A 21,527-nucleotide genomic window follows, 5' to 3' on the forward strand; every position below is an offset into this window, starting at 1 on the left:
GCCGCCGCCGTCCGCGATGGGCTGTTCCGGCGATGAGCCGCACCGCGCACCAGGCGTACACCGGAAGTGAACCGCCACTGTGACCGAGACCGCGAGAGCCGGTGAGGGCCATGACCACCTACACCCCGACCCTGGACGACAGGCTGCTGGACCGGCTGCGGACGGCGGTGCGCGGTGCCGTCGTCGAGCCGGGCGACCCGGACTACGACCAGGCGCGCAGGGTCTACAACGCGATGCACGACAAGCGGCCCGCGCTGGTCGTGCGCGCCGTCGACGCGGGCGATGTCATGGCCACCGTCGACTTCGCCCGTGAGCAGGGCCTGGCCCTCGCGGTGCGCGGCGGCGGTCACAGCGTCCCCGGATACGGGACCTGCGACGGCGGTGTCGTCCTCGACCTCGGCCGGATGCGCGGCGTCCGCGTCGACCCCGCGACCCGCACGGCCTGGGTCGAGGGCGGCTGCACCTGGGCGGACGTCGACCACGCCACGCACGCCTTCGGCCTGGCCACCACCGGCGGGATGGTCTCCACCACCGGTGTCGGCGGTCTGACCACGGGCGGCGGCATGGGCTATCTGGCCCGTCGCTGCGGTCTGGCCTGCGACAACGTGCTCGCGGTGGACCTGGTGACGGCCGACGGGTCCTTCGTGACCTGCGCGGAGGACCAGCACGCCGATCTGCTGTGGGCGGTGCGCGGGGGCGGTGGCAACTTCGGGGTCGTCACCTCCTTCGCCTTCCGGCTGCACCCCGTGGCCGACATCCTCGGCGGGCCGACGTTCTTCCCGCTCGACGGCGATGTGCTGCGTCGCTACCGGGAGCTGATCGCCACGTCCGAGGAGACGCTCGGCGCCACCCTCGTCGTCGGGCTCGGCCCGCCGGTGCCGTTCCTGCCCGAGCGCTGGCACGGCCGCCCGCTGTGCGGAGTGGTCACCTGCTGGACCGGACCTCCGGAGGACGACGACCGGATCCGGGCCCGGATCACCGGCCTGGGACCGGTGCTGGGCCAGTACCTGCAGCGCATGCCGTACCCGGTGATCAACACGCTCTTCGACGACCTGGTGCCCGCCGGCCTCTACCAGTACTGGAAGGGTTCCTTCAGCCGGGGCCTGCTGGACGGTGCCATCGACGCGTACGTCGAGTACGGAGCCCGGACCCCGTCCGTCCAGAGCGTGACCGTCGTCTTCCCCATCGACGGCGCCTGCCACCGGGTCGGCCCCGAGGACACCGCCTTCTCCTACCGGGACGCCGACTTCTCGACCGCGCTCAGCCCCGTCCTCACCACGCGCGAGGAGTGCGAGGCACAGAAGGACTGGGTGCGCGCCTTCCACCGGGCGCTCACCCCGCACTCCATGGAGGGCGGCTATGTGAACTTCATGGACCGCGACGACCAGCACCGCGTCCAGGCCAACTACCGCGGGAACCACGCCCGTCTGACGGCGCTCAAGCGACGCTACGATCCGCGGAACGTGTTCCGTCTGAACCACAACATCGCGCCCTGAGACCCGGCGCCTCGCGCCGCGCGGAATCCTGAGCGCTCCCGGGTGTTGAACCCTGTGTGAGTTCCGTGATCGCGCAGACGCGCTTCTCCGTCCTCGACCGCTCCCGCACCCGCGAGGGCCACACCGGCGCCGAGGCGCTGCGTGACACCGTGCGGCTGGCTCAGCGGCTCGAAGAGCTCGGCTACCACCGGTTCTGGGTCTCCGAGCACCACGGTGTGCCCGGTGTCGCCGGCTCCGCGCCGACCGTGCTGGCCGCGGCCGTGGCCGGGGCGACCCGGACGATCCGGGTGGGGACTGGAGGCGTGATGCTGCCGAACCACCAACCGCTGGTCGTGGCCGAGCAGTTCGGGGTGCTGGAGTCGCTGTTCCCGGGACGGATCGACATGGGACTCGGCCGTTCGGTCGGCTTCACCGACGGGGTGCGCAAGGCGCTGGGCCGGGACAAGGGGGACGCCGAGGACTTCGCGGCCCAGCTGGAGGAGCTGCTGGGCTGGTTCCGCGGCACCTCTCCGACGGGGGTGCACGCGCGCCCCGCCGAGGGGCTGACCGTGCCGCCGTTCGTGCTGGCCATGGGCGAGGGCGCGGCCATCGCGGCCCGCGCGGGCCTGCCGATGGTCATCGGCGATCTGCGCGACCGGGAGAAGATGCGGCGCGGCGTCGACCACTACCGCGCCCACTTCCGCCCCTCCCCGTGGGCGAGCGAGCCGTACGTGGTGATCTCCGGCACGATCGCGGTCGCCGCGACCCGCGAGGCGGCCCGGCGGCTACTGGTCCCGGAGGCCTGGTCCATGGCGTACTCCCGCACCCACGGCACCTTCCCGCCGCTGCCGCCCGCCGAGCGGGTGGAGTCGCTGGCGATGACGGAGAAGGAGCGCGGCTTCTACGAGTCCGGGCTCACCGGGCAGCTCGCGGGCACCGAGGAGGAGGTCGCGCACGAGCTGGAGACGGTGCTGAAGGAGACCGGCGCACAGGAGGTGCTGGTCACGACCAGTACGTACGACCGTACGGCGCTGCTGGACTCCTACCGGCGGCTGGCGCGGATCGCGGGGCTGGCACCGGCGTAGAATCGCGGGGTTTGTCCGCCCTCGGTCGCAGCCCCGGAGTTCCCCGCATGACCAGCCCGACCAGCCCGACCAGCCCGACCAATCCGACCAGCCCGCACGACCCGTACGTCCGCGTCCGCGGTGCCCGCGAGCACAACCTCAAGGGTGTCGACGTCGACATCCCCCGGGACGTGGTGGCGGTGTTCACGGGCGTGTCGGGCTCGGGGAAGTCGTCGCTGGCGTTCGGCACGGTCTACGCGGAGGCGCAGCGGCGCTACTTCGAGTCGGTCGCCCCGTACGCCCGCCGGCTGATCCACCAGGTCGGCGCGCCAAAGGTCGGCGAGATCACCGGTCTGCCGCCGGCCGTGTCGCTGGAGCAGCGCCGTTCGGCGCCCACCTCGCGCTCCTCGGTCGGCACGGTCACCAATCTGTCCAACTCCCTGCGGATGCTGTTCTCCCGGGCGGGCGACTATCCGCCGGGCGCCGAGCGGCTGGACTCCGACGCCTTCTCCCCCAACACGGCGGCCGGGGCGTGCCCGGAGTGCCATGGCCTGGGGCGGGTCCACCGTACGACCGAGGAGCTGCTGGTCCCCGATCCCTCGCTGTCGGTCCGCGAGGGCGCGATCGCCGCCTGGCCGGGCGCCTGGCAGGGGAAGAACCTGCGGGACATCCTCGACACGCTCGGCTACGACGTCGACCGGCCGTGGCGCGAACTGCCCGCCGAGCAGCGGGAGTGGATCCTGTTCACCGACGAGCAGCCGGTGGTCACGGTGCACCCGGTGCGGGACGCGGACCGGATCCAACGGCCGTACCAGGGCACGTACACGAGCGCCCGCCGGTACGTCATGAAGACCTTCGCGGACTCCAAGAGCCCCACCCTGCGGGCCAGGGCGGAGCGGTTCCTGACCAGTGCGCCCTGCCCCGGGTGCGGGGGCAGCCGGCTGCGCCCGGAGGCGCTGGCGGTGACCTTCGCGGGCCGCACCATCGCCGAGCTGGCGGCACTGCCGCTCGCGGAGCTGGCGGACGTGCTCGACGGCACCACGGAGACCGCGCGGGTGCTCACCGACGATCTCAAGGCGCGGATCGCACCCGTCGTCGAGCTGGGCCTCGGCTATCTGAGCCTGGACCGCGCGACGCCCACCCTCTCGGCGGGCGAGCTGCAGCGGCTGCGGCTCGCCACCCAGCTGCGTTCGGGGCTGTTCGGGGTGGTGTACGTCCTGGACGAACCCTCCGCGGGACTGCACCCGGCGGACACGGAGTCCCTGCTCACGGTGCTGGAGCGACTGAAGGCGGCCGGGAACTCGGTGTTCGTGGTCGAGCACCATCTGGACGTGGTGCGGGGCGCCGACTGGATCGTGGACGTGGGTCCGCGGGCGGGCGAGCACGGCGGCCGGGTGCTGTACAGCGGCCCGGTGGCCGGGCTGGCGCGGGTCACCGGCTCGGCGACGGCCCGCTTCCTCTTCGACGGCTCCCCGGTCCCGGCGCGCGACGTGCGGGAGCCGCGCGGGCAGTTGAAGGTCGGGCCGGTCACCCGGCACAACCTGCGCGGGGTCACGGCCGAGTTCCCGCTCGGGGTGTTCACGGCGGTCACCGGGGTCTCCGGGTCCGGCAAGTCCACGCTGATCGGCGAGATCACCCAGGAGCTGCCGGACGTCGGGCGTCTCGTGTCGGTCGACCAGAAGCCGATCGGCCGCACCCCGCGCTCCAACCTGGCCACCTACACCGGGCTCTTCGACGTGGTGCGCAAGGTGTTCGCGGCGACGGACGCGGCGCGGGAGCGGGGGTACGGCGTCGGCCGGTTCTCCTTCAACGTGGCGGGAGGACGCTGTGAGACCTGCCAGGGCGAGGGCTTCGTCAGCGTGGAGCTGCTGTTCCTGCCGAGCACGTACGCGCCGTGCCCCGACTGCGGCGGGGCCCGCTACAACGCCGAGACGCTCGAGGTGACCTACCGGGGCCGCACCATCGCCGAGGTACTGGACCTGACCGTCGAGTCGGCGGCGGACTTCTTCGCCGACACCCCGGCCGTGGCCCGCAGTCTCGGCACCCTGCTCGACGTCGGCCTCGGCTACCTCCGGCTGGGGCAGCCCGCGACCGAGCTGTCCGGCGGGGAGGCCCAGCGCATCAAGCTGGCGAGCGAGCTGCAGCGCGGGCGCCGCGCCCACACCGTGTACCTGCTGGACGAGCCGACGACCGGGCTCCACCCGGCCGACGTCGAGGTCCTGCTGCGGCAACTGCACGGCCTGGTGGACGCCGGGCACACCGTGATCGTCGTCGAGCACGACATGTCGGTGGTCGCGGGCGCGGACTGGGTGATCGACCTGGGCCCCGGCGGCGGGGCGGAGGGCGGACGGATCGTGGCGGCGGGTCCGCCGGCCGAGGTGGCGCGGGCCACGGAGAGCCGGACGGCGCCCTATCTGGCCCGCGCCCTGTCGTAAGGCCTCCTCAGGCCACCAGGGCTGCGTGTGTCCAGCACGGCTCCGGGGTGCGGGTCGGCTGGGCGGCCCGGGCCAGGCTGCGGCGGTCGCGATGGGTGCCGGGCGGGATGAGGGGACGTATGTCCACCTCGGCGACCAGATGCCGGGCCGACGCCACCCGCCACAGCGACGCGAGGAGCGAGTCGTCGCCGACGAAGGCGGCGGCGGTGCCGGCGGAGCCGTCGGCCAGGCGGTAGCGGAGGCGGACCGGCTGCACCGGCACGCCCGCGTCCAGCGCGGCCTGGAAGACGGCCCGCCGGAACTCGCCCTGCGCCCGCCCGCACCAGGTGCTGCCCTCGGGGAAGACCCCGACCGCCGCGCCGGCCCGCAGTGCCCCCGCGATGTGGGCCACCGTCTCCGGCAGCGCGCGCAGCCGGTCCCGTTCGATGAACAGCGCCCCACCGCGCGCGACCAGCGGCCCGGCGACCGGCCAGCGCCGTATCTCGGTCTTGGCGAGCATCCGGGCCGGACGGACGGCGGCCAGCAGCGGGATGTCCAGCCAGGAGATGTGGTTGGCGACCAGCAGCACCCCGCCGTCGGGCGGTGCGGCCCCCGTGATCCGGACCCGCACCCCCGCGGCCCGTACGATCGCCCGGCACCACCGGCGCACCAGGTCCGCCGGGATCCGGCCGCCGAGCGGCGACAGCACGATCCCGGCGAGCAGCAGCACCGTGACCGCCGTGAGCCGCAGCACGGCCCTCGGTACGGCACGGGCGTGGGCCGTCGCCTCCACGCAGGCCCGCGGGGTGCAGGGCGCGCTGGGCAGCCAGGCGCTCATCAGGCCGGGACGAGGGAGAGGAAGTGCCGCAGATAGCGCGGGTTGACCCGGCGCATCGACAGCAGCACGTACAGGTCCGCGACGCCGAAGTCCGCGTCGTGCGCGGGCTCCCCGCACACCCAGGCGCCGAGGCGGACGTAGCCGCGCAGCAGCGCCGGCAGCTCGGTGCGCCCGGCGGGCCGGTCCACGCCCTCGGAGCGCCACGGCAGCAGCGGGCGCACCCGGTACTCCTCGGGGGCCAGGTTGCGCTCCCGCACCCGGTCCCAGGTGGCCGCCGCGAGGGCGCCGCCGTCGGCCAGCGGGATCGAGCAGCAGCCCGCCAGCCACTCGTGGCCCCGGTCGACCATGTAGCGGGCGATCCCGGCCCAGATCAGCCCGATGACGGCGCCGTCGCGGTGGTCCGGGTGCACACACGACCGGCCGACCTCGACCAGCCCCGGCCGGATCGCGTCCAGCGGAGCGAGGTCGAACTCGCCCTCCGAGTACAGTCGGCCCGCCACCGCGGCCCGCTCGGGCGGCAGCAGCCGGTAGGTGCCGACGACCTGGTCGGTCAGCGTGTCGCGGACCAGCAGGTGGTCGCAGTACGCGTCGAAGGCGTCGATGTCCAGGCCGGGCTGCGGGCTGGTCAACAGGGCGCCCATCTCCCCCGCGAACACGTCGTGCCGCAGCCGCTGCGCGGCACGCACGTCGTCCTCGTCGCGGGCGAGGGCGACGGTGTAGCGGGTGGGTGCCGCGGGCTGCGGGGGACGGTCGAGGGTGGACACGCCGGTCATGGCTCACTCCTGGTACGGCCGGAAGGGGGACGGAGGCGGTACCCCCCGTTTCTTCCGACGCCGGTTGGCGAGTGAGTGACCGCCACCAGGAGCGAGAGTGCAGAACTGTTGAATGCCGGGCGTGGGGACTCCCTCGAGGGGCGCGGGGAACTGCGCGATCAACCACGACGCTCCCGCAGCCGCCCGACGGCAGAGCCCCCCCACGGCGCTACCGCTTCACCTTCCGCACAGCCCGCAACCACTCCTTGTTCATACTGGTGATCGACATCAGCGGAATACCCTTCGGACAGGCAGTCGCACACTCACCGGTCAGTGTGCACCCCCCGAACCCCTCCTCGTCCATCTGCGCCACCATGTCCAGCACCCGAGTCTCCCGCTCGGGCGCCCCCTGCGGCAGCACGTTGAGGTGGTTGATCTTCGCGGACGCGAAAAGCATCGCCGCGCCGTTGGGACAGGCCGCCACACACGCCCCGCACCCGATGCACTCCGCGTGCTCGAAGGCGTAGTCGGCGTCCGGCTTCGGCACCGGCGTGGCGTGCGCCTCCGGCGCGGAACCGGTCGGCGCGGTGATGTAACCGCCGGCCTGGATGATCCGGTCGAACGCCGACCGGTCCACCACGAGATCCTTGATCACCGGGAAGGCCGACGCCCGCCACGGCTCGATGTCGATCGTGTCGCCGTCCTGGAAGGACCGCATGTGCAGCTGGCAGGTCGTGGTGCGCTCCGGTCCGTGCGCATCCCCGTTGATCACCAGGCTGCACGCGCCGCAGATGCCCTCGCGGCAGTCGTGGTCGAAGGCGACGGGATCCTCGCCCTTGAGGATGAGCTCCTCGTTGAGGGTGTCCAGCATCTCCAGGAAGGACATGTCGGGCGAGATGCCGTCCACCTCGTACGTGGACATGGCGCCGTCGGCGTCGGCGTTCTTCTGCCGCCAGACGCGCAGGGTGAGCTTCATGCGTAGCTCCGCTGGGTGGGGTGGACGTACTCGAAGACCAGGTCTTCCTTGTGCAGGACGGGCGCCTCGCCGGTGCCGGTGAACTCCCAGGCCGCGGCGTAGGCGAACTCGTCGTCCTTGCGGGCGGCCTCGCCGTCCGGGGTCTGGGACTCCTCGCGGAAGTGGCCGCCGCAGGACTCGGTGCGGTGCAGCGCGTCGAGGCACATCAGCTCGGCGAGCTCCAGGTAGTCGACGACGCGGTTGGCCTTCTCCAGCGACTGGTTGAACTCCTCGCCGGTGCCGGGCACCTTGATCCGCCGCCAGAACTCCTCGCGGATCTGCGGGAGCCGCTCCAGCGCTTTGCGCAGCCCGGCGTCGCTGCGGGCCATGCCGCAGAACTCCCACATGAGTTCGCCGACCTCGCGGTGGAAGGAGTCGGGGGTGCGGTCGCCGTCGACGGAGAGCAGCCGCTCCAGCCGGTCCCGGGTCTCCGTCAGCACCTCGCGCACGGCGGGGTGGCCGTCGGTCAGCGGCTCCTGGTGCGGGTTGCGGGCCAGGTAGTCGTTGAGGGTGGCGGGCAGCACGAAGTAGCCGTCGGCCAGGCCCTGCATCAGGGCGGAGGCGCCGAGCCGGTTCGCGCCGTGGTCGGAGAAGTTGGCCTCGCCGATGGCGAACAGGCCGGGGATGGTGGTCTGGAGGTCGTAGTCGACCCACAGACCGCCCATCGTGTAGTGCACGGCGGGGTAGATCCGCATCGGCACCTCGTACGGATCCTCGTCGGTGATCCGCTGGTACATGTCGAAGAGGTTGCCGTACTTGGCCTCGACGGCCTTGCGGCCCATCCGCTTGATGGCGTCTGCGAAGTCGAGGTAGACGCCCTGTCCGCCGGGGCCGACGCCCCGCCCCTCGTCGCAGACGTTCTTCGCGGCACGCGAGGCGATGTCACGCGGGACCAGGTTGCCGAAGGACGGGTAGATGCGCTCCAGGTAGTAGTCGCGCTCGTCCTCGGGGATCCGGTGCGGCGGCCGGGTGTCGCCCTTGGCCTTGGGCACCCAGATCCGGCCGTCGTTGCGCAGCGACTCGCTCATCAGCGTCAGCTTGGACTGGTGGTCGCCGGTGCGCGGGATGCAGGTGGGGTGGATCTGGGTGAAGCACGGGTTGGCGAAGTAGGCGCCGCGCCGGTGTGCCCGCCAGATGGCGGTCGCGTTGGAGTTCATGGCGTTCGTCGACAGATAGAAGACGTTGCCGTAGCCGCCGGAGGCGAGCACGACGGCGTCCGCGAAGTACGTGTCGATCTTCCCGGTGATCAGGTCCCGGGCGACGATGCCGCGCGCCCGCCCGTCGACGACGATCAGGTCCAGCATCTCGGTGCGCGGGTGCATCTCGACGTTGCCCGCCGCGATCTGCCGGCTGAGCGCCTGGTAGGCGCCGAGCAGCAGCTGCTGGCCCGTCTGGCCACGGGCGTAGAACGTACGGGACACCTGGACGCCGCCGAACGATCGGGTGTCGAGCAGACCGCCGTACTCGCGGGCGAAGGGCACGCCCTGCGCCACGCACTGGTCGATGATCTCGACGGAGATCTGCGCGAGGCGGTGCACGTTGGACTCGCGGGCGCGGAAGTCGCCGCCCTTGACGGTGTCGTAGAACAGCCGGTGGATGGAGTCGCCGTCGTTGCGGTAGTTCTTCGCGGCGTTGATGCCGCCCTGCGCGGCGATGGAGTGGGCGCGGCGCGGGGAGTCCTGATAGCAGAACTGGACGACGTGGTAGCCCTGTTCGGCGAGGGTGGCGCCGGCGGAGCCGCCCGCGAGACCGGTGCCCACGACGATCACGGTGTGCTTGCGCCGGTTGGCGGGGTTGACCAACTTGGCCTCGAAGCGGCGCTTGTCCCAGCGCTCGTGGACCGGCCCGGCCGGGGCCTTGGTGTCGGTGACCGGCGCTCCGGTCGTGTAGTCGGCGTAGGTTGTCATGTCAGCTCACCACTCCGGTCATGACGCCCACGGGTACGGCGATGAAGCCGACCGTGAGCAGCAGCGCGAGGACGTTCGCGATGGTCTTCAGGGCGCGGTCACGGGTACGGCTGCCGACGCCGAGGGTCTGGGCGGCGCTCCAGAAGCCGTGCCGGATGTGCAGCCCGAGGGCGAGCATCGCGACGATGTAGATGACGTTGCCGTACCAGGTGGAGAAGGTGTCGACGACGTTCTCGTAGGGGTGGCCCTCCTGGAAGCCGCCCGGGTGGGTGTGGCCGGTGGTCAGGTCCAGGACGTGCCAGACGATGAACAGGCCGAGGATGATCCCGCCCCAGCGCATGGTGCGCGTGGCGTAGGAGGCGCGCGGCTTCTTGTGCACGTACTTGCTGGGCCGCGCCCTGATGTCGCGGCGGCTGAGCTGGTACGCGGAGACGGCGTGAGCGACGACCGCGGCGAGCAGCACGACGCGGATCAGCCAGAGCGTCCACTCGTAGTGCATGAACGGCTCGCCGACCGTGCGCAGCCAGTGGCCGTAGCGGTTGAACTCCTCCGGGCCGAAGAAGATCTTCAGATTGCCGATCACATGGGCGACCAGGTACAGCAGCATGATCACGCCGCTGACGGCCATCACTGTCTTCTTGCCGACGGAGCTGTCCCACATCGTGCGTGCCATGGACGGCCGTCGGTCCGTCCGCGTTGCCAGAGCCATGTCACAGCACGCTAGGCGCGCCACCCCTCATCGGTCCAAGACATGGTCCGGCTCGTTTCCATAGGGCACGCCTATGATTCCCCTGTGCAGTTCCAGCAGCTCCAGTACTTCGTGGCCGTCGCGGAGACCCGGCACTTCACCCGGGCCGCCGATCTCGTGCATGTCGCCCAGCCCTCGCTGTCGCAGCAGATCAGGGCGCTGGAGCGGGAGCTGGGTGCGGATCTGTTCCTGCGCGCCCGGGGCAACATCACCCTCACCGACGCCGGGGAGGCCCTGCTGCCGCTGGCCCGGCGCATCCTCGCCGACGCGGACACGGCGCGGCACGAAGTGCAGGAGCTGGTGCAGTTGCGGCGCGGCCGGGTGCGGCTGGGCGCGACGCCGAGCCTGTGCACGGGTCTGCTGCCGGACGTGCTGCGGGCCTTCCACGACCGCTACCCGGGCATTCAGCTGCTGATCGAGGAGGGCGGCTCCCACGATCTCGTACGCCACCTCGCCCGCGGCGCCCTCGACCTCGCCCTGGTCGTGCTGCCGCTGCCGACGCCGTCCCCGGCGCTGACCACGGTGGAGCTGCTGCGAGAGGACCTGGTCGTGGTCTCCTCCCCGGAGGCGCCCCGGCCGGGGAACGGCCGGCGCACCGTGCGCGTCGCCGATCTGGAGGGCGAACGCCTGGTGATGTTCCGGCACGGATACGACCTGCGGGAGCTGACCGTCGCGGCGTGTCGCTCCGCGGGGTTCGAGCCGGATTTCGCGGTGGAGGGCGGGGAGATGGACGCGGTGCTGGGGTTCGTCCGGGCTGGGCTGGGGGTCGCCGTCGTCCCGCGCATGGTCGCCGCGCGGTCCGGGCGGGGCCTGCGGGTCACTCCGCTGGCCCGGCCCGGACTGCATCGGACGATCGCGTTGGCGCATCGCAGTGATGTGGCGCCGCCTCGGGCCGCGCGCGAGCTTCAGCGGATGCTGCTGGAGCGGTGAGGCGGGCAGGTCACACTGCGAGCTCAGCGGTCGGGCTGCCGGTGGGGCTCTGCACGAGTGTTCCCTGCGGGACCACGACAGTGCCGTCGCCCTTCGGGAGCGGCTTGCCGTCGACACACAGTCCCGGAGCCCGCATCGGGTCGCTGCAGTAGCTCTCCGGGACCACACCGGACTCGGGGGCGGTCTCGGTGCCGTCCGTGGACTCGGGGGCGGTCTCGGAGCCCTCGTCCGTGCTGTCACTGTCCTCGTGATCTCGGTCGTCCCAGTCGGCTGTGATGGTGGTTGCCGTGTGTGGCGTCGCCGAGGCGGCGAATGCGCCGGTGGGCACCAGTGCGCCTCCTGCGGCCAGGGCGGTCGAGGCCACGAGCATCAGAACACGCCGCTTGCGAGTGGTGGGGGAGGTGGTGTGCATGGGAATTCTCCTCTGAGGTGAAGGGCGAAGGGTGTCGGCCGACGAGTCACGGGCCTTGGAGAGTGGGGCGCCTGACCGGTGAATGTGGACCGCCGGCAACTGTTCCGGGCGATTCAGCGGCCACCGGTTCTGCGTGAACCCACGTCTCAAGTAAGCCCCGGGCAGGCGAGGGGCGTCACGCCGCTGCATCTCGGGACTTGACAGGTGGCGGCGATCATGACGGGAGAGGCATCCCACGTGTCCCCCTCCGCGCCGCGGCCCTGGTTCCAGGCATGATCCGATGAGTACGGCCCAGCTCTTCACCTGCGGTGTCGGCCGGCGGTCAGGGCGTACGCCCAGCCCATGTCCACCCCAGCAGACAACCTGCCGCCGGCCGCGTCACGAAGGCATGACTCAGGACGTCGCGTCCGCCAGCGCCAGTTCGTGCAGCCTCTCCGGCGGGCCCGGACGGGCGTAGTACCAGCCCTGGGCCGTGTCGCAGCCGAGTATGCGGAGTTGTTCGGCCTGGGCGGCCGTCTCCACGCCCTCGACCGTGACCGCGAGGTTCAGGCTGTGGGCCAGGGAGACGATGCCCTCGACGATCTTGAGGTCGACGGGGTCCGCCGGGAACTGCTGCATGCTCTGGGTGAAGGAGCGGTCCAGTTTGAGGATGCTCACCGGGAGGCGGCGCAGGTTGGCGAGGTTGGAGTAGCCCGTGCCGAAGTCGTCCAGGGCGATGTCGACGCCCATCTCGGCGAGCCGTCGGAGCGGCTTGAGCAGGTCGTCGTCGGCGCCGATCAGGGCGGACTCGGTGACCTCCAGGCAGAGCGCGTCCGGGTCGACGCCGGCCGCCTCCAGGATGTCCACGGTGTCCTGGACCAGACCGGGGTGCGTGAGCTGGCAGGGTGACAGGTTGACGTTGATCCGCAGGGGGGCGGTCGTGGTGCCGGCGTAGCGTTCGCGCCACTCCTTGGCCTGCCGTACGGACTGCTCCAGGACCCAGCGGCCCAGCGGGACGATCAGGCCGGTGTGCTCGGCGAGCGGGATGAACCGGTCGGGGCCGAGCACGCCGTGCTGCGGGTGCAGCCAGCGCACCAGGGCCTCGGCGCCGCGCACGCTGCCGTCACCGAGGTGGACCAGTGGCTGGTACTCGATGAAGAACTCGCCGCGTTCCAGGGCGGTCGGGAGCGCCGTGGTGAGCCCGTGGCGGGTGATGGCGCGGGCGTCGGCCTCGGCGTCGGCCAGCTCGAAGCGGTTGCCGCCCGCCGACTTCGCCCGGTACATGGTGATGTCGGCACTGCGCAGCACCTCCGCGGCGCTGCGCTCCCCCGCCGGGCCCTCGACGATGCCGATGCTGCCGCGTACGGTCAGCTCCCGGCCGTCGATGCTGATCGGGGCGACCAGCGCGTTCATGATCCGGGAGGCCAGCTCGTCGACCTCGCGCTGGGTGTCGGGGCCGGTGGTCAGCGCCACGAACTCGTCCCCGCCGAGCCGGGCGACCATCTCGCCGGGCGCCGTGGCGCAGGACTGGAGCCGGTCGGCGACCTCGACGAGCAGCCGGTCACCGGCCGCGTGGCCGAGGCTGTCGTTGATGGTCTTGAAGCCGTCCAGGTCCAGATAGCACAGACCGAAACGCTGGCCGGGGCCCGAGTTCAGCACCTTCTCCAGGCGTTCGAAGAACAGCGTGCGGTTGGGCAGGCCGGTGAGGGCGTCGTGCGTGGCCTCGTAGCGCAGCCGCAGATTGAGCAGCCGGCGCTCGGTGGTGTCCTCCATCAGCGCGAGCTGGTACTGCGGGTTGCCGTCGGCGTCGCGCAGCAGGGAGACCGTGAGGTTGGTCCACAGGACCGTTCCGTCGGGCCGGTAGAAGGCCTTCTCCACGTGGTAGTGCTCGCGTTCGCCGCGCACCAGCTCCTCGTAGAGCCGCCACACCTGGGGCGCGTCCTCGGCGTGCGTCCAGTCGCGGACGTTGCGGCCGCGCACGTTCTGCTCGCCGCCGCCGAACATCCGCAGCAGGGCGCCGTTGACCTCCAGGACGTTGCCGTCCAGGTCGGCGATGCCGATGCCTATGGCGGCCCCTTCGAACACCGCGCGGAACCGGGCCTCGCTGGCGTGCAGGGCCTGCGCGACCACGCCCTGGGCGCGCAGCGCGGCCTGGGCGATGGACTCCTGCTCGGCAAGGGTGCGTTCGCGCAGCGCCTGGGCGAACCCGGCGGCCATGGCGTGCTGGAGCCGCGACGAGCGGGCCCGCAGATCCTCCCGGTCGCCGCCCTCGCCGCAGTAGAGCACCAGGTAGGCGTCCACGCAGTCCAGCGTGCGGCTCAGCGTCTCCGGGTCGGTGCAGTGCGCGGCGACGAGCGCGGCGCCGACCGCCCGGCCCTCGGCCGCGTCGAAGGTCCTGGCCCGCAGTGCCCGGCTCAGCCGCCGGGCGAGCGGCAGCAGTTGCGCCTCGAACTCCGGTCGGGTCAGGGACGTCACGGTCACGGGGAAGACCGCCCGGCTCCAGATCGTGGCGAACCGGCGCAGTCTGTCCTCCGGCCCGTCCGGCTCCGCGCTCACGCCGTACGCCCCACGCCGGCGAAACCGGAGAAGGCATACGGATCCTCGTCCTCCGGTGCGGTGTCCGGCCGCCAGTGCGGCATCGGCACCAGTCCGGGTTCCACCATGTCGTACCCCTCGAAGAACCGCGCGATCTCCTCGCGCGAGCGCATGATCAGCGGGTTGCGAATGTCCTTGTATACGTCCACCGCGCCCCCGGCCCGCTCCGGTGACAGCGGGATTCCCTCGTACGAGGCATGCGTCAGTACCAGCAGGCTGCCGGGCGCCAGTGCGTCGCTCAACTGCGCCACCGCGCCGTACGGGTCGTCCGTGTCCTCCACGAAGTGGAGTATGGCGACGAGGAGCAGGGCCACCGGGCGGTCGAGGTCCAGCAGCCGGGAGACCTCGGGACTGGTCAGGATGTCCTGCGGCTTGCGCAGGTCCGCGGCGACCACGTCCGCGTGCGCGTTGCCCTCCAGCACCGCCTGGCTGTGCGCGACGGCCACCGGGTCGTGGTCGACGTAGACGACGCGGGCGCCGGGGCTGGCCGCCTGGGCGACCTCGTGGACGTTGCCGAAGGTCGGGATGCCGGAGCCGATGTCCAGGAACTGGGTGATGCCCTGGTCCACGGCGTAGCGGACCGCGCGGCGCATGAAGGCGCGGTTCGCCTGCATGATCTTGGGGAGTCCCGGCATGAACTCCATGGCCCGGCGGGCCGCTTCCCGGTCGACCTCGAAGTTGTGCGAACCGCCCAGGTAGTAGTCGTAGATTCGCGAAACGCTCGGCACCGAGATGTCGATGCTCCGTGGGGCCCAGGCGGGACGCTCCATCTATCTCTCCAAGGCATAGGCGATCCGGTGTTCGAGCTGAGGCTACTGATCGCCCGCCAAAGGAGCGAGCCGAAACGGAAATTGAGCATCCGTTCCCGGTCACTGCCAGCGGCACGTGCCGAATTGGGGCCGTTGGGGGCCCGCAATCCTCTACGCGACGTATCGACGGCATTCCGGAGAGTTCCGAGGCAAACCGGTCCGCCCCCTGCCGCGAGGAGCGGAAGGGGGCGGACGTGCTCCCGGGGGAGCCGGTGCGGCTACTCCTTCTCCGGGGCGCCGACCGGCTTTCCGTCGGGTGCCACGGCGAACCAGGTGCCGCCGACGCCCTGGCCGTTGGTGTCGCCGGGGGCGTTGTCACCGCTGAAGGTGTAGATGGGCCAGCAGTTGACGGTCTGCTGCTTGGTCCCGTCCGGGCGGGTGAAGCTCATCAGCCCCTTCTTCTGCACGCCTTCCGTGTCGTCGGCCTCGACCGGCGAGACGACCGGCCAGTTCTGCAGACAGGCGCCGGTGCAGTTGGAGACCGGCTTGGGCCAGGCCTCGTCCTTCATGAAGCGGTAGACGGTCATGCCGTTCTTGTCGACGACGATCTCGCCGAGCTTGGGGTCCTCACGGGTGGACAGTCCGGGCAGATCGGCGAGGGTGGCCTTCTTGCCGTCGGGGGCGAGGGCGTACCAGGTGCCGCCGACGCCCTGGCCCTTGGTGTCACCGGCGTTGACGTCCTTGGCGTAGCGGTACGCGGGCCAGCCGCCGATCGTCAGCTGCTTGGTGCCGTCGGTGCGGGTGACCTCGCCGAGCAGCTTCTTGTCGATGCCCGCGCCGGCCGAGGCGTCGTTCGCCGGGACCGGGGGCCAGGCGGTGGCGCAGTCGCCGTCGCAGTTGGACTTGGGGGGTTCGGCGGTGTCCTCGTCGAAGCGGTACAGGGTGCGGCCGTCGGCGTCGGTGAGGACGCGGCCGAGCTCCGCGTTGACGGTGACGCCGAGCTTGCCGGCGGGTGCGGCCTGGGCGGCGGCGTCCTGCTGCTCCGGCGCCCCCGCCTCCGCTCCGGCACCCGCCGCGCCGTTCCCGATGCCCGTGCCGCCGTAGTCACCGGCCGCGGCCGTGGCGCCCACGTTCTGGCTGGCCGGCTGAGTACCGCCGCCGTCCTGGCCGCACGCCGTCGTCAACGCCAGCACGACCACGGCACCCACCGCGAGTGAGGCGCTCCGCCAGGAGGTCTTCATCGTCAACTCCCCATACATACAAGGCTGTTGCAGCCACAGCTCTCTGCTGCGCCGCCGCTCGACAAGGGGTACGGGCGGGGGTGGGGGGTGTGTTCAACGGGGGACGGATTTCTTTGCGGGGGGGGGCACGCAGCACCCCGGAGGAGGTGGGCCGAACCGTACGTGTGACGTCCCCCCGCCTGGACAGGCGGCGCGGCGTTCGGGGGATTCGAGGGGTTCGAACGTGCGGTGGGGTCGGGGATCAAACCTGGGCGCGGGCGGTTCCCTCCTTCGGGGCATTCCCCCGGTGCTCGGGCGTGTCGGCTGCGAGCAGAGCTCATGATCTTCGGCGTGCATGGATCCGAACCGACCCATTTCCCCGTGGCCGCAAGGGTGTTGACCCTCACGGCACTGACGTGGGCCCTCGTCGGCGCACCGGCCGGCGTGGTGGTCGCCGATGCCTGCGCCTGGGCCTCGACCGGGCCGGGCGGCACGGAGGCGGTGTCGGTCGCGGGAAGTCTCACGTGCCCGACACCGACACCCACCCCGACCCCCACGCCCACTCCGACACCCACCCCCACGCCGCCCCCGCCGAAGCCGACCCCCACCCCCAGTCCGCCTCCGGAGCCCGCCCCGAAGCCGCCTCCGAAGCCGACGCCCACCCCGGAGCCCCCGCCACCACCGCCACCGCCTGCCCCCAGGCCCGCGCCTCCCCGCGCCACTCCGGCTCCGGCACCCCCTCCCCCGCCCACCCCCACTCCGACCCCGACGCCCACCCCGCGTCCCTCGGCGACCCCGGTGAGCTACCCGGAGTACCGCACCAAGCCGCGCCCGCGGCAGACCCGGCACGCTCCCAGGCCGGTCACCTACGTCCTGCTCATCACCGTCCCCGCGGTGGTCGCCGTCGCCGCGCTGCGTCCGCGCTGATCCCTGGAGGAATCCGTTGCCGGAATGGCTTGTTCTCACCCTCGCGATGGTGGCCGCCTGCGTGGTGGTGGTCATCATCACCCTCCTCCGCGATCGCACCGCCAGCGACGAGGAGGACCCCACCGAGACCCCGGACGTCATCGAGTACATGACGATGTGGATCGGTGTGGTCTACGCCATCGTCCTCGGCCTGGCCATCGCGGGGGTCTGGGAGGCGCGCGGCGCCGCGCAGGATCACGTCCGCGCCGAGGCCCAGGCACTGCACGAGATCTCGGAGCGGGTGCGGGTCTATCCGCCCGAGATCCGCGACCGGATCCGGGAGGATGTCAACACCTACGTCGGACACGTCGTCACCACCGAGTGGAAGGCGATGTCCGACCAGGGCAAGATGACCGAGCGCGGCGACGAGCTGCTGCGGCGCATCCGCGCGGACGTCACCGACTACGAGCCGCGGAGCGACTTCGAGGCCCAGGCCTACCAGCCGCTCCTCGACCAGGTCGCCACCGCCGACCAGGCGCGCAACGCGCGCGCGGACGCGACCGCGCCGACCATGCCGGGCGTGGTGTGGTTCGGGCTGATCATCGGGGCCGTGATCACCATCGGCATGATCCTCGCCCTCCAGATCCGGCGTACCCCCCGGGAGCTGGTCCTCGCGGTGCTGTTCTCCGCGCTGATCGCCTTCCTGCTCTTCCTCATCTGGGACTTCGACGCGCCGTACAGCCGGGGCATCACGGCGACGGCGGACCCGTTCCTGGCCCTCTTCCCCGACGCCAAGGGCTGACGGCCCCGCAACGGCCCGGGACCAGGGGACGGCGGGAACACCGCCGTCCCCTGAGCGGCCCACACGCTTGCACAGCTCAAGGCCTTCGCCCCGGATCCCTCAGGGACCGGGGCGAAGGCCTGTGCACATGCGCGCTGTCCGGGCGGTGCCGGCCGAGGGGACGGCGGCCGGACCCGCTGCCCGGATCAGATCCGCTTCTCGGATCGACGCCGCATCCAGAACACCCCGCCGCCGATGACGGCCGCGGCGACGAGTCCGCCGCCGATGGCGATGTCGGCCGGCGTGGCGCCGGTGGAGCTGCTGCCGCCGATGCCGCCGCGCACTCCGCCGAGGACGGTGAAGGCGGCGGGACGCGTCAGGGGCCTGCCGTTGCAGTTGACCGTGATGTCGTACTGGCCGGGGCGGGCGTTGCTGTCGATCACGACCGTGCCCCTGGCCGTCTGGTTGGCTCCGCTGACCGGGGTGAGCCTGATCGTCCGGAACGCGCCCGACGAGGCCGTGCCTCCGTTGGGGCAGCCGTCGACGGTGATCGTGTTCTGTCCGCCGCGGGCGATCACACTGGGCACCGCGACGATGTTGCTCGCGGTGCCGCCGAACTGGCCGTTGCCGCCCTGGTTGGCGTTCCCGCCTTGGTGGCCGTTGCCCCCTTGGTTGCCGTTTCCGCCCTGGTTGTTGCCGTTCCCGCCCTGGCCGTTCCCGTTCCCGCCCTGGTTGCCGTTTCCGCCACCATTGCCGCCCTGGTGACCATTGCCCCCCTGATTCCCGTTTCCGTTCCCGCCCTGGTTGTTGCCGTTTCCGCCCTGACCGTTCCCGTTTCCGTTCCCGTTGCCGCCCTGGTTGTTCCCGCCCCAGCCTTGGTTGTTGCCGTTTCCGCCCTGACCGTTCCCGTTCCCGTTCCCGTTGCCGCCCTGGTTGTTCCAGTTCCAGCCCTGACCGTTCCCGTTCCCGCCCTGATTGCCATTCCCCCCACCGCCCCCACCTTGGTGGCCGTTGCCCCCTTGACCGAAGCCTTGTTGACCGTTGCCCCCCTGGTTGAAGCCCTGGTGGCCGTTGCCCCCCAGAACGAAGCCCTGGCCGTCGCCCCCTTGAATGAGGCCCAGGTCGCCATTGCCGCCCATGCCATCCCGGGCGACGGCCGCGGGGGCGGCGAGGCCGAGGGCGGCGACCGCGGCGGCGGAGACCGCCAGGGCACGATAGTTGCGCATGTGATCCTCCGCGGAAGACGCCCCGGAGCCCGTCCCCGGTCGATCGGCGAGAAAGCGCCTCCCGGAATAGACCCTCAGTGGCGCTGCCCGTGCGCGCATGTCGGCGATGGTCCGTCCTGGTGAGGCAACACGCCGGGCGAAAACCACACAATCGGATATTGCCGCAGGTCACGGACCGTCGGAAAATTTCCTGGTCACGGCAACACGGATGGCGCACCGGCCCTTCTCGCGGGCCACCCGTTCGCCACTGCCCCCGTCGCCGGTTGCGCGGACGGCATTTAGCGTTCTCATATGCGCGATTGACGTGGCGACGGCCGCGTCGAGAGGGGATGGCGAATGTTTGCATCCGAGCTGTCCGAGCTGGCGGAAGAGGAGGAGCGGCGCAGAAAGCGCGCCCCCTGGGGCGTGATAGCGCTTGTTCTGCTGACCGGTCTCGCGCTCATTCGCAATGGTTCGGGGGAGTTCGACGTGGGCCCGCCGCAGCCAGCGTCGGCGGCGGCCGCGGACAGCTCCGCCACGGGCGGCGTCTTCGGCCAGGCCGTGCAGCCGCTGCCGTACGCCGTGCCGGACCGGGTGCGGATCCCGGCGATCCAGGTGGACGCACCGGTGGTCCCGGTCGGCCTGGACGCCGAGGGCTGGGTGGACGCGCCGCCCGCGGCGGACCCGAATCTGGCGGGCTGGTTCACCGGCGCGGTCACGCCCGGCGAGAAGGGCACCGCCGTCGTCGTCGGCCATGTCGACAACCAGCAGGGGCCCGCCGTCTTCTACGGGCTCGGCGCGCTGAAGAAGGGAAATCGCGTCGATATCGCGCGGGCGGACGGAAAGACGGCCGTATTCGAGGTCTACGGCATCGAGGTCTTCGACAAGAACAACTTCCCCGGAGACCGCGTGTACGCCTCCAAGGGCGCCCCGGAACTGCGGGTCATCACCTGCGGAGGCGGTTTCTCCCGGCAGAACGGCTACGACGGGAACGTCGTGGCCTTCGCCCGCCTGGTCGAGGTCCGCTGAACGGGCCCCGGCCCGGCGGGCGGCGGGCTGTCACACCTGGTGGCGGCGGGGCACGGTGAGGTGGTAGCCGGCGTCCAGCAGGTCCGGCAGATAGCGGCGCAGCGCCCGCACGCTCTGCGAACGGTCGCCCCCGGCGTCGTGGGAGAGCACCACGACGCCGGGGGCGGCGCCGTCCTGCACCCGGTCGACGATGGTGCCGGTGCCGGGCTCGGTCCAGTCGAGGGTGTCGAGGGTCCAGGCGAGGGGTTCCATGCCGAGTTCGGCGCCGATCCGGAAGGCCGCGCGGTTCCAGGCGCCGTAGGGGGCGCGGAACCAGCGGGGCCAGTCGCCGTAGGTCTCCTCGATGATCTCGCAGGTACGTTCCATCTCGGAGCGGATCCCGGACCGGCTGAGCCCGGTGAGCAGGGGGTGGGACCAGGTGTGGTTGCCGACGACATGTCCCTCGTCGGCCATCCGCTCGAGCAGGTCGGGGTGGGCGGCGGCCATCTCGCCGCAGACGAAGAACATCGCGCGGACGTCGTAGGCGCGCAGGGTGTTCAGGATGTCCGGGGTGTAGCGGGGGTCGGGTCCGTCGTCGAAGGTCAGCACCATGGTGCGGCCGAGGCCGGAGACGCTGAGCAGCGGCCTGCGCCGGACCGGGGTGCGGCCGGGGGCTGCCCGCGGCGGGCCGTAGCCGGTCAGGGGCTGGAGGCGGTAGGCGGAGGGCTTCAGCGGGCGGCGGGCCGCGGGGCCGGCGGCCGGGGTGGGAGCGGCGGAGCGGACGGCCTTCTCGCCCGGGCCCAGAGTGAACAGTCCGGCGGTGCCGGCCGCGCCCACGGCGGCGGCACCGGCGAGCAACGCCCCGCGCCGGGTGAGCAACTGATCCTTCTTCATGACTCATCAGTCGCCCGCCCCGGCCCCGACGCACCACAGCGACACCGGTGCGGAGGCACGAATCCACCCGTGCGGCCCAGACGGACGGCCGTCGGTCAGGCGGCCCCGCGGCCGGCGGCGGGAACCGCCGGTTCCGATAGCCTCGGGCCGTGACGGAACAGCACGCGCACCGGTTCGAACGCGGGACGGACGGGCCGAAGGTCATCCTGGTCGGCGTCGACGGCTCCGACTCGTCGCTGCGGGCCGCGGCCTACGCCGGCGGTCTGGCCCGGCGGCAGCACGCGCTGCTGGCCGTGGTGTACGTGCAGCCGGTGCTGGCGGCGGGCGCGGTGCTCGGGGCGCCGGTCGCCGGGACGACCGAGGAGATCGCCGAGGACCTGGTGGCGCAGATCCGGGAGGCGGCCGAACGGGTCAAGGGGATATTCGACGTCCGGTGGGAGTTCCACACGTTCCGCGGCGACCCGTACAACGGCCTGGTGAAGGCCGCGGACGAACTCAAGGCCGACGCGGTGGTCGTCGGCGCCTCCGAGCAGGCGGGCCACCGGCTCGTCGGCTCGGTCGCGGTCCGTCTGGTGAAGGCGGGGCGCTGGCCGGTGACGGTGGTGCCGTAGCCGCTCCGGTCCCTGTCCAAGTCG

The 21,527-nt window shown here is 71.9% G+C and carries 18 protein-coding genes and 1 pseudogene; 8 read left to right on the forward strand and 11 right to left on the reverse strand.

What is annotated here, in order from left to right:
• The first annotated feature begins 110 nt into the window (after positions 1 to 110).
• Genes ACZ42A_RS29190 through ACZ42A_RS29200 form a run of 3 tightly spaced genes read left to right on the forward strand, consistent with a single transcriptional unit; the run spans position 111 to position 4,974 of the window.
• Entirely contained in the window at positions 111 to 1,496 is a 1,386-nt protein-coding gene (locus ACZ42A_RS29190; protein WP_468530267.1) for an FAD-binding oxidoreductase, read from the forward strand.
• A 56-nt stretch (positions 1,497 to 1,552) separates the two neighbouring features.
• Complete coding sequence (locus ACZ42A_RS29195) at positions 1,553 to 2,560, forward strand: LLM class flavin-dependent oxidoreductase (RefSeq protein WP_468530268.1); 1,008 nt, start codon at positions 1,553 to 1,555, stop codon at positions 2,558 to 2,560.
• A gap of 47 nt (positions 2,561 to 2,607) precedes the next feature.
• Entirely contained in the window at positions 2,608 to 4,974 is a 2,367-nt protein-coding gene (locus ACZ42A_RS29200) for an ATP-binding cassette domain-containing protein (RefSeq protein ID WP_468530269.1), read from the forward strand.
• Between the two features lie 7 nt (positions 4,975 to 4,981).
• On the opposite strand, the gene ACZ42A_RS29205 is transcribed toward ACZ42A_RS29200, so the two are convergent.
• From ACZ42A_RS29205 to ACZ42A_RS29225, 5 genes are all read right to left on the reverse strand, one after another.
• Entirely contained in the window at positions 4,982 to 5,791 is an 810-nt protein-coding gene (locus ACZ42A_RS29205; protein WP_468530270.1) for a lysophospholipid acyltransferase family protein, read from the reverse strand.
• Positions 5,791 to 6,564 carry a GNAT family N-acetyltransferase gene (locus tag ACZ42A_RS29210; RefSeq protein ID WP_468530271.1) on the reverse strand — a complete coding sequence of 258 codons (774 nt, stop codon included), beginning with the start codon at positions 6,562 to 6,564 and terminating at the stop codon, positions 5,791 to 5,793. Before ACZ42A_RS29210 ends, ACZ42A_RS29205 begins: the two co-directional genes overlap by 1 nt.
• Positions 6,565 to 6,772: 208 nt before the next feature.
• Complete coding sequence (locus ACZ42A_RS29215) at positions 6,773 to 7,519, reverse strand: succinate dehydrogenase/fumarate reductase iron-sulfur subunit (protein WP_468530272.1); 747 nt, start codon at positions 7,517 to 7,519, stop codon at positions 6,773 to 6,775.
• Positions 7,516 to 9,465 (reverse strand): fumarate reductase/succinate dehydrogenase flavoprotein subunit, encoded by a 1,950-nt coding sequence (locus ACZ42A_RS29220; protein ID WP_468530273.1) that lies wholly within the window; start codon positions 9,463 to 9,465, stop codon positions 7,516 to 7,518. Before ACZ42A_RS29220 ends, ACZ42A_RS29215 begins: the two co-directional genes overlap by 4 nt.
• A gap of 1 nt (position 9,466) precedes the next feature.
• Positions 9,467 to 10,138 carry a succinate dehydrogenase gene (locus ACZ42A_RS29225; protein WP_468530274.1) on the reverse strand — a complete coding sequence of 224 codons (672 nt, stop codon included), beginning with the start codon at positions 10,136 to 10,138 and terminating at the stop codon, positions 9,467 to 9,469.
• 120 nt (positions 10,139 to 10,258) lie between these two features.
• Here ACZ42A_RS29225 and ACZ42A_RS29230 point away from each other — a divergent pair, with 120 nt between their 5' ends.
• Positions 10,259 to 11,143 carry a LysR family transcriptional regulator gene (locus ACZ42A_RS29230; RefSeq protein WP_468530275.1) on the forward strand — a complete coding sequence of 295 codons (885 nt, stop codon included), beginning with the start codon at positions 10,259 to 10,261 and terminating at the stop codon, positions 11,141 to 11,143.
• A gap of 10 nt (positions 11,144 to 11,153) precedes the next feature.
• On the opposite strand, the gene ACZ42A_RS29235 is transcribed toward ACZ42A_RS29230, so the two are convergent.
• The 4 genes from ACZ42A_RS29235 to ACZ42A_RS29250 all read right to left on the reverse strand — a co-directional run bounded on the left by ACZ42A_RS29235 (position 11,154) and on the right by ACZ42A_RS29250 (position 16,119).
• Positions 11,154 to 11,555, reverse strand: coding sequence for a hypothetical protein (locus ACZ42A_RS29235; RefSeq protein WP_468530276.1), 402 nt, complete (start codon positions 11,553 to 11,555; stop codon positions 11,154 to 11,156).
• Positions 11,556 to 11,948: 393 nt separating this feature from the next.
• On the reverse strand, positions 11,949 to 14,090 hold the full coding sequence (locus ACZ42A_RS29240; RefSeq protein WP_468530277.1) for a putative bifunctional diguanylate cyclase/phosphodiesterase: 2,142 nt from the start codon (positions 14,088 to 14,090) through the stop codon (positions 11,949 to 11,951).
• Positions 14,087 to 14,899, reverse strand: a complete 813-nt coding sequence (locus ACZ42A_RS29245) for an SAM-dependent methyltransferase (RefSeq protein ID WP_468530278.1) — start codon at positions 14,897 to 14,899, stop codon at positions 14,087 to 14,089. The genes ACZ42A_RS29240 and ACZ42A_RS29245 overlap by 4 nt, the downstream gene beginning before the upstream one ends.
• A 257-nt stretch (positions 14,900 to 15,156) precedes the next feature.
• Positions 15,157 to 16,119 carry an SCO0930 family lipoprotein gene (locus ACZ42A_RS29250; protein ID WP_468530279.1) on the reverse strand — a complete coding sequence of 321 codons (963 nt, stop codon included), beginning with the start codon at positions 16,117 to 16,119 and terminating at the stop codon, positions 15,157 to 15,159.
• A gap of 777 nt (positions 16,120 to 16,896) precedes the next feature.
• Between ACZ42A_RS29250 and ACZ42A_RS29255 the strand changes: the two genes are divergently transcribed.
• Both ACZ42A_RS29255 and ACZ42A_RS29260 read left to right on the forward strand, forming a co-directional pair.
• Positions 16,897 to 17,025 carry a hypothetical protein gene (locus ACZ42A_RS29255; RefSeq protein WP_468530280.1) on the forward strand — a complete coding sequence of 43 codons (129 nt, stop codon included), beginning with the start codon at positions 16,897 to 16,899 and terminating at the stop codon, positions 17,023 to 17,025.
• A gap of 16 nt (positions 17,026 to 17,041) precedes the next feature.
• A complete protein-coding gene (locus tag ACZ42A_RS29260; RefSeq protein WP_468530281.1) occupies positions 17,042 to 17,806 on the forward strand; it encodes a bestrophin-like domain in 765 nt (254 codons plus the stop codon).
• 185 nt (positions 17,807 to 17,991) lie between these two features.
• On the opposite strand, the pseudogene ACZ42A_RS29265 reads toward ACZ42A_RS29260, so the two are convergent.
• Positions 17,992 to 18,393: pseudogene (locus ACZ42A_RS29265) on the reverse strand (hypothetical protein); the annotation flags it as partial.
• Between the two features lie 954 nt (positions 18,394 to 19,347).
• Between ACZ42A_RS29265 and ACZ42A_RS29270 the strand changes: the two are divergent.
• Complete coding sequence (locus tag ACZ42A_RS29270) at positions 19,348 to 20,019, forward strand: class F sortase (protein ID WP_468530282.1); 672 nt, start codon at positions 19,348 to 19,350, stop codon at positions 20,017 to 20,019.
• Between the two features lie 30 nt (positions 20,020 to 20,049).
• Here the strand turns inward: ACZ42A_RS29270 and ACZ42A_RS29275 are convergent, their stop codons facing one another.
• Positions 20,050 to 20,892 carry a polysaccharide deacetylase family protein gene (locus tag ACZ42A_RS29275; protein ID WP_468530283.1) on the reverse strand — a complete coding sequence of 281 codons (843 nt, stop codon included), beginning with the start codon at positions 20,890 to 20,892 and terminating at the stop codon, positions 20,050 to 20,052.
• A gap of 149 nt (positions 20,893 to 21,041) precedes the next feature.
• Here ACZ42A_RS29275 and ACZ42A_RS29280 point away from each other — a divergent pair, with 149 nt between their 5' ends.
• Positions 21,042 to 21,503 (forward strand): universal stress protein, encoded by a 462-nt coding sequence (locus ACZ42A_RS29280; protein ID WP_468530284.1) that lies wholly within the window; start codon positions 21,042 to 21,044, stop codon positions 21,501 to 21,503.
• The last annotated feature ends 24 nt before the right edge of the window (positions 21,504 to 21,527 follow it).

This window comes from Streptomyces sp. NPDC030838 (genome assembly GCF_055572035.1).